At 56.1% G+C, this 10,994-nt stretch carries 11 protein-coding genes, 1 tRNA gene and 1 pseudogene; 11 read left to right on the forward strand and 2 right to left on the reverse strand.

Annotated elements, in window-relative coordinates:
• Nucleotides 1–735: 735 nt before the first annotated feature.
• The 9 genes and pseudogenes from KK925_RS07160 to KK925_RS07200 all read left to right on the forward strand — a co-directional run bounded on the left by KK925_RS07160 (nt 736) and on the right by KK925_RS07200 (nt 4,418).
• On the forward strand, nt 736–1,356 hold the full coding sequence (locus KK925_RS07160; protein ID WP_214096389.1) for an N-6 DNA methylase: 621 nt from the start codon (nt 736–738) through the stop codon (nt 1,354–1,356).
• Nucleotides 1,357–1,527, forward strand: a complete 171-nt coding sequence (locus KK925_RS07165; protein ID WP_214096390.1) for a hypothetical protein — start codon at nt 1,357–1,359, stop codon at nt 1,525–1,527.
• On the forward strand, nt 1,517–1,807 hold the full coding sequence (locus tag KK925_RS07170) for a nucleotidyltransferase family protein (RefSeq protein WP_174583414.1): 291 nt from the start codon (nt 1,517–1,519) through the stop codon (nt 1,805–1,807). Before KK925_RS07165 ends, KK925_RS07170 begins: the two co-directional genes overlap by 11 nt.
• Nucleotides 1,804–2,088: a HepT-like ribonuclease domain-containing protein gene (locus tag KK925_RS07175; protein WP_214096391.1), complete on the forward strand. Its 285-nt coding sequence runs from the start codon at nt 1,804–1,806 to the stop codon at nt 2,086–2,088. Before KK925_RS07170 ends, KK925_RS07175 begins: the two co-directional genes overlap by 4 nt.
• A 158-nt stretch (nt 2,089–2,246) precedes the next feature.
• A pseudogene (locus KK925_RS11455) lies at nt 2,247–2,382 on the forward strand (N-6 DNA methylase); the annotation flags it as partial.
• A 233-nt stretch (nt 2,383–2,615) separates the two neighbouring features.
• Nucleotides 2,616–2,972, forward strand: coding sequence for a DUF3883 domain-containing protein (locus KK925_RS07185; RefSeq protein WP_268905638.1), 357 nt, complete (start codon nt 2,616–2,618; stop codon nt 2,970–2,972).
• 1 nt (nt 2,973) lies between these two features.
• Nucleotides 2,974–3,153 carry a hypothetical protein gene (locus KK925_RS07190; protein WP_174583416.1) on the forward strand — a complete coding sequence of 60 codons (180 nt, stop codon included), beginning with the start codon at nt 2,974–2,976 and terminating at the stop codon, nt 3,151–3,153.
• A 524-nt stretch (nt 3,154–3,677) separates the two neighbouring features.
• Nucleotides 3,678–3,750 (forward strand) — tRNA-Ala (locus KK925_RS07195).
• A 338-nt stretch (nt 3,751–4,088) separates the two neighbouring features.
• The gene (locus KK925_RS07200; RefSeq protein WP_174583417.1) at nt 4,089–4,418 is read left to right on the forward strand and encodes a hypothetical protein; all 330 of its coding nucleotides are present in this window, start codon (nt 4,089–4,091) and stop codon (nt 4,416–4,418) included.
• A 621-nt stretch (nt 4,419–5,039) separates the two neighbouring features.
• Here KK925_RS07200 and KK925_RS07205 read toward each other — a convergent pair.
• Both KK925_RS07205 and rmuC read right to left on the reverse strand, forming a co-directional pair.
• Nucleotides 5,040–7,256: a DUF6600 domain-containing protein gene (locus KK925_RS07205; RefSeq protein ID WP_174583418.1), complete on the reverse strand. Its 2,217-nt coding sequence runs from the start codon at nt 7,254–7,256 to the stop codon at nt 5,040–5,042.
• A 229-nt stretch (nt 7,257–7,485) separates the two neighbouring features.
• Nucleotides 7,486–8,910: a DNA recombination protein RmuC gene (gene rmuC, locus KK925_RS07210; RefSeq protein ID WP_214096393.1), complete on the reverse strand. Its 1,425-nt coding sequence runs from the start codon at nt 8,908–8,910 to the stop codon at nt 7,486–7,488.
• Nucleotides 8,911–9,144: 234 nt separating this feature from the next.
• Here rmuC and KK925_RS07215 point away from each other — a divergent pair, with 234 nt between their 5' ends.
• Both KK925_RS07215 and KK925_RS07220 read left to right on the forward strand, forming a co-directional pair.
• On the forward strand, nt 9,145–9,582 hold the full coding sequence (locus KK925_RS07215) for a VOC family protein (RefSeq protein WP_214096394.1): 438 nt from the start codon (nt 9,145–9,147) through the stop codon (nt 9,580–9,582).
• A 274-nt stretch (nt 9,583–9,856) separates the two neighbouring features.
• Nucleotides 9,857–10,084 carry a hypothetical protein gene (locus KK925_RS07220; protein ID WP_174583420.1) on the forward strand — a complete coding sequence of 76 codons (228 nt, stop codon included), beginning with the start codon at nt 9,857–9,859 and terminating at the stop codon, nt 10,082–10,084.
• The last annotated feature ends 910 nt before the right edge of the window (nt 10,085–10,994 follow it).

Consider the following 10,994-nt stretch of genomic DNA (forward strand, 5'->3'; position numbering starts at 1 on the left):
ATGTGTAAGCGCTTGGACTGGAGTGTGAACTCAAAGTTTATCCATTGTTGCACGACTCAGTCTCAAGAGGGCTATCGTGGGAGTAGTGTTGTGCTATTTCTTCCGCGGGCAACTCTCCAACCGTTTGTGGTAGTACATGGAATAAACCCAGAGGCTAGGATCAAAACCTAGAGGCCTTGTCCACTTCAAGATCCTGGTCCCGAAGCACCTCTGGGTCTTCCCAAAGCGCACAGATCCTACGGGCAGGAGAACGGGTGAGAGTCCACCATCGGCGAGCCCGTAGACCAGCTCATCGCTCTCATCGAGCGCGGTGATCCGGGTCTCAAGAGGAAAACCCTTTCCCGGACTAGGCCTGCCCTCCTGCCCGGACAAGCAGCGCCTCTAGCAAGTCATAACCCCATCTCCAAGATCACCTCGTTGGGTGACAACCGAGCCAGTGATATGCTGCAAAGGGTCTTGCTTGTGCATGTTGGCCCAGTATACGAGCGCCAAGGGAAGAAGGACAGGGACTTCTGCGGGACCCAAGATGTCGTCGCGCTTCTGGTAAAGCCTGCTCGAGTCCTTCTAGGGATGAGTCTCTCCTCCCTTGTGGAGGTCATGGGAACCTCCGGCGGATGGGAAAGTTTACCGAGGCTCATGCCAACGCCAACGGCGATACCGCTAGGGGCCATCTCGGGTTTTAGATCCAGGAACTGTGACTATACCTCCTGGCGGCTAGCCAAGATGAACCTCGTCATGCGCAGCATCGAAGGCCGGATCGCCCACGGGGATGTCTTCCACAACGACCGCTTCCCTGACCTCAAGGCCGACTTCATCCTCGCCAGCGGGGCGTTCAACATGAAGCGCTGGGGGGAGGAGCTGCGGGAGGACAAGCACTGGAAGTTCGGCGTACCGCTTGTCGGCAACGCCGATTTCGCCTGGGTCCAGCACATGATCCGCTACCCGACGCCCGCGGGGCTGAACGGCTTCGTGCTCGCCAACGGCTCGATGTCCTCCAACCAGTTAGGCGAGGGCGAAACCCGTAACAACATCATCGAAGCGGACCTGGCCAAAGGTATGGTGGCGCTTCCGCTCGAGCTCTTTTACTCCACGCAGATTCCGGCTTGCCTCTGGTTCGTCGCTCGGGGCAAGAAAAACGGCAAGTTCCGGGACCCCCGGGGCCAGATGCTCTTGATCGACGGGCGCAAGATGGGTCGTATGGTGGACCGGGTCAACCGGGAACTCATGGACGAGGACATTCAGAAGATCGCCCGCACCTATCACGCCTGGCGCGGGGACAAGGACGCGGGCGAGTACCGGGACATCCTCGGCTTCTGCAAGAGCGCCATGCTCGATGAGGTGCGCAAACACGGGTAAGTGCTCACGCCCGCCCGCTACGTCGGCGCTGAGCCGGTTGAGGACGACGGCGAGCCCTTCGAGGAGAAGATGGCCGGTCTGGTGGCGCAACTGCGCGAGAAGCAGGCGGAGGCCGCGAAGTTTGATGCCGCCATCGCCCGGAACCTGAAGGAGCTCGGATATGACGTTTGAGGAGTTGCTGAAGGCAAAGCGCGAAGAAATCCTGCGCATCTGCGCCAAATACGGTGCGCGCAACGTCCGGGTCTTTGGCTCTGCTGCCCGCGGCGAGGCCGATGAGGAGAGCGACATCGATTTTCTGGTGGAGATGGAAGTGGGGCGGAGCCTCTTTGACTTGGGCGGACTTCAGTATGAGCTCGCGCAGCTGCTGGGCCGCCCGGTGGATGTGGTGACGGAGCGTGGCGTCAAGGCACGGATTTGTGAGCGCGTCTTCAAGGAGACAGTGCCATTATGAGAGACCCGAAAGAACGGCTACGGCATATCCCGGATGCCATCGCTGCCATTGAGCGCTATTTGAGCAGGGGCCGAGCCGCTTGTGAGCAAGACGAACTCTTGCAGGGTTGGTTCGTCCCCCATTTGCAGATCATTGGGGAGGCGGCTAGGGCACTGCCTGAAGACGTGCGGGCTATGGCGCCGGAAATCGAATGGGCCAAGATGATCGAGATGCGAACGTTCTGGTTCACGGCTACTTCGACATCGACCTCGACATCGAATGGGAGGCGGCCAGCCCCCTGATGCCCCGGCCCTCAAACCTTCCATAGAAAGATTGCTGAAGCGGTTGGAGGAGTTGGGCTATGGCGGGTGAGTCCGGTGAAGGGGGAAGGGCATCGAGGCCGGCTGCAACCTGGCCAATCCGCATTGCTATGACTTCAGGTCGGGCGCGGCAGGCAGGCGCAGGCGATTACCGGGACGGCGCCGGCTTTTTCCAAGAGCGCCCCAGTGGAAGAGATCCGCAAGCACGGCTACGTGCTCACACCCGGCCGCTACGTGGGTACTGAGCCAATTGAGGACGACGGCGAGCCGTTTGAGGCACTGGCCCTTCTGGATAGAATCCGAGATCGTAAGCCTCTCAGAGCCAGCAGTCGTAAGGAGTAAGTTCAATGCCATGCAAGAGGAAGACGCATCAGGCGGAGCGCAACAGCGTGCGCGACTTTCGGCACTCCAAGGTGAAGCGCAAGAACAATCCCCCTCCCGGCGTCGCGCCCACCTACGAGGCGCCCAAGCACCAGACTCGAACCTACGCCTACGATCCCGACTAGAAAGTGGAGCGCATCGCCATGGAGGAAGCCATGCGCTACGAGCGGAAAAGGGGTTGGATTCCAGAGGATGTCTCCGCCGAGGACCGCGGCTTCGACATCCTGTCACGGCACCCTGAAAGCGGCACTGTTCGCTTCATTGAGGTCAAAGGGCGCGCTGGCGTGGGTCCTGTGGCCCTAACCTCTAACGAATACAAGACCGCAGAACGGTTGCGTACGGATTACTGGCTCTATGCAGTCTTTGATTGCGCGACGACACCGCGGCTTCTGCCCCTTCAAGACCCTGTGCGGCTGAGCTGGGAACCTATTGTGCAAATCGAGCACTACCGGATTGAGCCCCAACAGCTGGGAGGAGGCACATGAGATGCAAGCGTCTATGGAATGGCGGCTACCCGGGCTTTCTCGCCATGCGGCTGGCGCGCAACCAGGCGAGAGAAGGGTAGCACGCGTTTCGGAGCTTGGAGATACATTGATCGGTCCGGCCGAGACGGCATTTCTGCGTCGGACCTGGCGCCTCCTTTCCCGTGAGTTATGCGAGTCTTGACACTTCTAGCGTTTGGTGCCCGTAAGCCTACTCGTCTCAGGTCCCATAAACCTTTGCGTTAACCAAGCAAGTGCTTTGCGGGAGGTCACCAGTTTCGGATTGGTGTCCCCGTTGGGCACAAGCTGGAAAGAGTACCGTCGCAAAGCCAGTCCTCACCCGTGCGCCCCCTCTTTTAAAGCTTTCTTTCACCAACCCGAAGAGGAGCCCCGGGTGACCTTGCTTGCCAGGGGCCACGCAGGCCAGCGGGCGCGGTCTCGAAATTTTCGAGTATGGTCTCTGGACTTTCGGGTGGAGGGTGGAACGATAGAAACTCACTTAAAAATAAGCTTGTTGGGCCCAAAAAAGGTCGGAGCGCGCAAAACCGTAGAACCTTCGGACGAAAGAAATCAGCGTGCTATCTTACGAGCGACTGAGAAAGGTTGATTTCTTCCTGTGGAATAGCTTTCTTGCATAGGAGATCCCGATTGGGTAAGGGTAGGTAGTAGTAATGAGGGAGTTTCTCCTATTGCGTGGAGCTCCCATCTGGGGTCTTAGCTCAGCTGGTAGAGCGCCTCAATGGCATTGAGGAGGTCAGGGGTTCGAATCCCCTAGGCTCCACAAGTTTTGGTAAACGAGCTGGTTCGGGCTTTAGATCTGGAACCTTCCTGGGCCTCTCCGCGGAACCTTGCCGCTTGTTCACCTCCCCGCGGTTATTTCGTCCCAGCATGGGCAAGAGCCTTGAAGATTGGGGGGAAGCAACCCAACGAAATCGAACCATCCTGAAAAAAAGGGGAGCTAGCTTCCCGCACCTTGGTTGTGCCAGGAACTACATACAGACCGGAGTACCCAAAGGGTGCTCGTTTTCACCAAGAGAACTGTGACACCGAACCGGTATCCAGCAGGTTCACATTCTGCTTTTATTTCTTTTGGGAACGCTAAAGGAGCCATTCTAGGGTATGGGAGCGCGTCTCGATCGACTGATAAGCTGGTCAGGCTTTGCGGGAGGCTTTGCAATTGTGGTGGGGGCGGGTTTTTTATCCTATACCCACGTCGGCCATAGCTACCTCTGGGTGATTCTTTTAGCTGGGACACTCTGCGTGGCTGGGGTGGCCTTTTGGCTTGTCCGCCGAGCTCAGTACCTCCGCGCATGTATTCTTTTTGCACTGGCATGTTGGGATCTTTGGGTCATTGAGTGGCTTGCCTCGGTTCCGCGGACCGGAACGGCTCTCGTGCTTGCAGTTTGTTCCACGACGGCGGCGGTACTTTTTGCCCTCACGCGCCGCTAGCTCTTTCCCGTAAGCTCCAGCCAGAAACAGAGAAGGGAGCCGACAAAGAGCTAGCGTCGGAGGTTTCCCCCATCTGTCCAAGCTTTCGGAGAACTGGAAGGTCTGGGAAGGCGGCCCAGCGGAGAGGCGCTTGCGTCCTTTCTAGCAAAGAGGAGCTGTGAGAGCTCCATCTTGCGAGAGCTACCCTATGTTTTGGAGACCCCGATCATGGAGATAAGAGCGAGGCTTAGCGGGTGTGATCTAGCGACTGAGTCTTTTTAAGCTCCCGCGAGCCCATGAGAAACCTTTCCCCAAGGGTGAACCGCATCTCTTTTTTTACTGAAAATGGTTCTACTAAACGGGAAAACCGTGCTTCCCTCCCTTTGCGGGGTTTCTTTGCTTCTCAAAAGAAGGGCGTGAAGGTCCAGGAGAAGCAGGCGGGCTTGCCGAGAAGCAGGATGGCTTTTCTTCCCTTAGGTTAAGAGCCAGTTTTATTCTCTTTGTCTTGGCACCTAAGAGCTTTTGCCGGCGAACACATCCGTGTCGAAAAGCCGGCACGCAACTTTGCCCGCGTGTCTTCTCCTAACAAAAAACCCTAGAGTCTCTAGGAACAAAGCCTAGCGGTTGGATTCCAGCAGAGGCCTAACGTTTTTCCTTACCCGAGGGATGAGCAGCCGGAGGCTGGCGAAAAGAGGGAGGGGGAGAGTGACGCACCGGTCGTTGGGGAGACGGAGGAGGCAAAGAATGAGCTCGGGGAGCGATTCTTTTCTCTTCCAGGTTGTGGGAAGGTACCACGCGGCGGTAGGTAGAAGAGGGCGAGTTCTTGGGGACTCGTTGGGTGGGGAAGCTTGGCTTTTGAGCCCGCTGGATAGCGTGAGGCTTCGGAGGAGCGCTCGAGAATGTCGGTGGAGAAACCCCCCGGACCGCCGCTCGCGATCCTGGGTTCAAAACGCTGGCCGGGGGCATAGGATGGCTTGGTTCGGAGAACCGCCAATGCTGGGTGCCAGAAACTCGGGAATCCATGTGGCGGCTGCCAGGGGGGAGGGGAGGAGAGAAGCGAGAAGAGCCCGGAGAACTTCCCTTGGGAGAGGGAGCGCCCAGCGGGCTGGTTGCCCTAAAAGGCCTTGCGTTCGAAAAAGGATGATTCGCAGGAGTGTGCAGAGAACCAGTTGAACCAGAAAATCGCTCTCGGGGACCAGGCGAAGGGACAGGGGAAGGGGGCGTAGGCGACCACGGCCGAAAACTACCAGGGGTTATTGCCTTCGCCGCACCTCCCTCTGCTGGCGGATGAGGACCCTGGAAGGCTTGGCGGGGCGGGGTAAAAGAGCGAGCCGGTGAGGGAAGAATTTTTAAGCTAGTGGGAGCTGCGGAAGGATGGACTTTTGCCAAGCTTGCCAGTTCATGGGGAGCCAGGGGTAGCCCTGGATGCTGGGCAAGCGCGTTCTGGCGAAGAGCTAAGGGTGGAATGGCGGGAGGAGGCTGATGAAGGGCAACTACCGGCCGGTCGAGCAGAGCGTGAGGCGGTTGGGGAGCAGGGCGTCCTGACATGACGCCTTGGATGCTTGAAACGGTAGGTGTGATACTGGGTGGTCGGGGAGATACAGGGGCTCGGGCAAGGGCTTCCCTCGGCACGTTCACCAGTGCTTTTTGGACGGGCAGAGCTCGGGTAAAAGCTTCTTGGGAAGCAACGGTAAACGCTCCGGGTACCGTGCGGTTGATGTAGGTGAGGTTGGTCACATTGATCTGGGTGATATTCTGGATCACGGTCCGGTTAACATAGGCCACATTAATGTTGCGTAAATAAACCGGGCTTACCGCATAGCACGGAACGTAGGGCTCACCGGGAGCCAGTGGGAACCACCCAGCCCCAATCGAGACACCCACGCCGAGACCTATTCCCGCCCAAAATCCCGGGTGTCCGGCAAAAACCACCAACGCGGGAGCGTACACCGGTTCCGCTACCACTACACCGGGCACCCAGGCCCAAACTCCTCCTATCCAGGCCCAGCGCCCATAGTGAGTCGTGGCAAACCCCCACGGACTGTCATCCACCCATGTCCAGCCCCATGGGTCCACCCAAATCCAGTGGCCAAACCGGTAGGGGACCCAACCTGGGGGCGCCGGAGGAACCCACACAGCTCCGTACGAGGGCACCACACGCCACTCCCCCTCATCGGCTAATTCTTCATAACCGGTTAATTCGAAAGAGACGTAGCGCGCCATTCTCGCTCTGGCTTGTTCTTCTCTTTGGTCTTCGCTCACAACCCATTGATCAAACGGATCGGGAGCACCGGCCACATCTAACCGATACCCATCCTGGTTCGCTATCAGCGACTGTCCGTCCGTGACCGTGACGTTAAAATTCGAACCGGTAACCTGGGCCTGCCCCTTCCAAACTGTAAGCCGAGTTGACCCGCTGTTTCCTTCTACATCCCATCGATAACGCCCAGGGGTTAAGAGGACTATAGCTGCGGACGGGGTATCGATCTCGATCGTCTCTCCTTCCCGCAGATGATGGAGCGTAACACACAAAAGCCCCTGCGGGAGGCGCAACTGAATGAACCGGTCCTCCAACGCAAGAAAATCCAATTCTGTGGAGGGACCGATCCGAATGGCGGTGGACCCTACATGGATCACGCACCGGCTTTGTTCGGCGCTCCATAATCGATCCCCGGTGGTCAGGGGGAGATTCCGGTAGGCAGGAGCCCATTGACTTTCACCTGCCCTTGCAAAACTGACCTGACCTCCGATTTGGCTAAGTCGTCCCACCCGGGTAGGAGGGTCAGCTATTACGCTGAAAACGAAAAAGGACTGCAATAGCCCGATAAGACCAAGGGCGATGGGGAGACGTCTCTTCATCTTCATCTTGGCTAGCGCCTCGAAAGGGTCTTCACAAAGTAAGCCCAGCTAGGACGAGCATGCCATTTTTTTGGAAAAAAATCGTTTCTTTTGCTCCCCATGCATGCGTCCTTTCGCCGATAGGGTGGAAACCGGAAGCTCTCCTGCAAGGGTATACCTGTATAAAACGACGCACGAAGCAAATGGAGCGTTTCTCTTTTTTGTGTCTGCCCTCTTGTGTGGGAGTTGATCACGGCTTGGAAGAGCTGGTAGCTCCCCCCTCCGAATTAGGTTGTTCTTCTTGGTTTCCGGTATCGCGAGGTGATGCAGTGACCGGATTGAGCTCCGAGATCGGTTCGTCACCGATAACACCGAGCTCTTGAAACCGTCGAGCTGACGGCAAAACACGCGTCTCTAACGATCCCACCGCGCGATTGAAAGATTCCACGGCCCGTTCGAGGGAACGGCCAAGGTCGCCGAAATGTTCAACAAACGTTTTAAGCCGGTCGTAAAGCTGGCGACCAAGTTCCGCGATCTTTTGGGCGTTTCGAGTTAATTCCTCCTGTTTCCATCCATACGCAATGGCTCGAAGGAGCGCAATGAAGGTAGCCGGTGTAGCGAGCACAACTTTCTGGGCGATGGCGGTTTCGACAAGATCCGGTTCCACCTCCAGAGCCGCCGAGAGGACCGCGTCATTGGGGACAAAAAGAACGACAAACTCCGGGCTGTTTGCCAGGGTTTGCCAGTAACCTTTTTCAGAAAGCGCCCGGATATGGTCCCGCAACTGGCGCGCGTGACGGCTCAGTGCTTCGGCTCGCGCCTCCTCACTTGTCTTGGAAAGACTATCCAGGTAGGCGTCCAAGGGGAGTTTGGCGTCCACCACCACTTCCCTTCCCGAAGGGAGAGAAATCACCATATCCGGCCGGAGTCTGTTCCCTGGCCCACCAAGGCTTGGCTGCTCGATATAATCACAATGGGCGGACATTCCGGCAAGTTCTGCCGCTCGCCGAAGAGTAAGCTCTCCCCATCGGCCGCGAACCTGCGGGCTGCGAAACGCGCTTACTAATTGATTGGTTTCTCGCCGTAGTTCGTCACTGACCGAGAGAAGCCTTCGCAGTTGTTCCTCAAGGCTTCCATAGGCTTTCTGGCGGCTTTCTTCGATGGCTTTTAACTCTGTCTCGTACCGTTCCAGTGCCTCGGAAAGAGGCCGTACCAGAGCTTGCAGGGCTTGTTCCTTTTGCCCTAACTCGCCCTTAGCTTCTGTCAACAGGGTCTGAAGCGACTGGCGAGCCAGCTCGAGAAACGCCTGATTATTTCGTTGCAGGGCATCCGCGCTTAGGGCTTTGAAAGTATCCACCAGGCGATTCTTGGCTTCTTCGAGGAGTTGCCTCTGCTCTTCTAGCTGTTTTTGAGCTAGTTCCCATCGTGTCTGAGCTTCCAACCGGGCCTGTGCTTGCTGGTGAGCAAGTTCCTGCTGCTGTGCCAGTTCGGACTGGTGCCTTTGAAGCTCCTCCCGAAGTTCTGATACCAAGGACTCCAAGCTTTGCTTTTGGGTTTCACGTCGAACGAGCTCGGTTAGCCAGCGAACCCGAGAGATTGCCCAGCTCAAAGCTCCTCCAATGAGAAGCCCAAGAGCAAAGAAGAGAAAATCCCGTTCGGTCAAAACCGTGGTCACTCGTTATCCCCAGGGAACCTCGAAAAAAGCTAAGGTTTCGCTTTGCACCTCCTTGCCGATTCGGCAAAAAGGCTGACCTTTTGGCTTATGTTGTAGCGAACCGGTTCTCGAAAGGAAAGCTTTGGTCGAAAAAAGTACACAAGCCCAACGAAAACAGTGGCTAATCAAGCAGCGGGATGGTAGGAGGAAGAAAAATCCCCGTTCTCAACAAAGGCGGAACGTGGTTTCTTTTGCGTGCAAAATCCAATTCCCCAATCCATCGACCATCCCGATCGGATGGTGCTCAAAAGGAGGTCAGAATTGAAAGTGCTTGAGATTGCTTTTTCGGCCTATCCGGTGACGGATTTGCCTCGTGCACGGCGTTTCTACGAGGGAATTTTAGCATTAGAACCGGCCCGGCTTTTTGGAACAGAAACTCAGGGATTTGTCGAATATGACATTGGAGGTAGCACGCTAGGGATCGGAAATGGGGTGGAAGGTTGGGAGCCTTCCCCCAATGGGGGATGTGTAGCTTTGGAAGTGGAGGACTTTCCCGCTATGGTAGAGCACCTGCGTACCAGTGGGGTCCCTTTCCGAGTGGAACCCGTCGAGACACCCGTCTGCTGGCTAGCGGTGATCTCCGACCCAGACGGTAATAGCCTTTTGATCCATTGCCTCAAGCGATCCTCGTAAGTTTTTCCCACAAGGATGGGCTGTTGGATTCCCTGGAAAAACTAACCAATGGGAACCCAAAGCTTAAGGCTTGTAGGCTGTCGAGTCTTCCAGAGAACCCAAAAGATTAGCGTGTTGCAGTTGTTCCCATGGGAGAAGAGGTTTTTTTCCGTGGTTGGAGCGACTGGCTGGATTAGCGTTTGACTTTCTTTCTAAGAAAAAACGGTCCTCAAAAAAGGGGCCTTTTTTGCTTAAAGAATTGAACTTTTTGACTCGCTAGCGTTTTTCTTTGGGAATGAATAGCCGTCCTTGGAATCGAGCTTTTGGTTGGGTCGTTTCTGGGGCCAAGTGGCGGTGTGCTGCCTTGGCCTTGGTTTTTGCCGTCCTTTTCCTTTCTGGGTGTGCCGGTGGGAGAACAAGCGGAGAGGTAGGTACCGCTGGAGTTGCCGGCCCTGGGGAGAGGGACACGCAAACGCAACCCGCTCAACCGCCTTTAGCCGTAGGTCCCAGCATTGGCTTTTAATCGAGAAAGCTTGACTTTTTACGCCTCTGAGCTGGCAATAACCCACTTTGATCCTTCCCGGGGAAAAGTCTTGTCCAAAGGGATCGCAGCCTTTTGCGCAGGGTTGGCCTGTTCGTTCAGTGTAGTTGAGATTTGTGGCACTCAGCGTGGCTTTCTCGAATTGGAATCAAACAAGTACTTCCTTGGGATCTTGGAAAAACAAGACTACTGGCTCTTCTCTTCCGGTAAGAAAGGACCTATCGTGGCTCGCGGTGCTCTACCACAACAGTTCTTTTCAAGCGCTAAAGAGGTTTCCATTTAGCCCACACTCATCGGGAGTGCCGCTAAAGTAGAGGCTTCTCAAAAGACCGTGCTGGAGCCAAGGCTTTAGGCGCCAATTCCCGCAAAGCCTGACCTTTCGGGCAAAAGAGGGGCTGATTCGGTCAATTGCCAGGAGTTTGAATAACGAAAAGCTTTTGTTAAGGGTTAAGGTAAAATCAAGCAAGCTTCCGCTCGTTTTGCCCTAAGACAAGCCCTGCAAAGAGGTAAAAAAACCATTTTTTAAGCAAAGCCCCGCCCAAGCGTAGGCTTTGGTAAAGGAAGGGAACTAGAGGTTTTGAGAGAGGCTTGAGCAAGGCAGCGTTTGGCAACTGTCGAGAAAGAGGGTTTTTTCAAGGATAGGCATTGCTCATCAATAGGAGCATAGGCCCTACGCTGACTCGCACCAGTGCGCCGACCGTAAAGAGATGGAGCCAGAGGGTGTCGACTTTGAGCCTCGGGCCGCTTCGTTCCTCGCAGAGCTAGCCGTCGCAGCGTTCCGACCAGGGTGTAAGCCAAGAGCCGACAACTAGAGGCGAAGCTCCCTCCTGGCTATTTGTGCCGTCAAAAGGCGCTCGGCAAACACAGAGAGTTGTTCTTTAGTCCGATTTCT

Source organism: Candidatus Methylacidithermus pantelleriae (genome assembly GCF_905250085.1).
Taxonomy (GTDB): Bacteria; Verrucomicrobiota; Verrucomicrobiia; order Methylacidiphilales; family Methylacidiphilaceae; genus Methylacidithermus; species Methylacidithermus pantelleriae.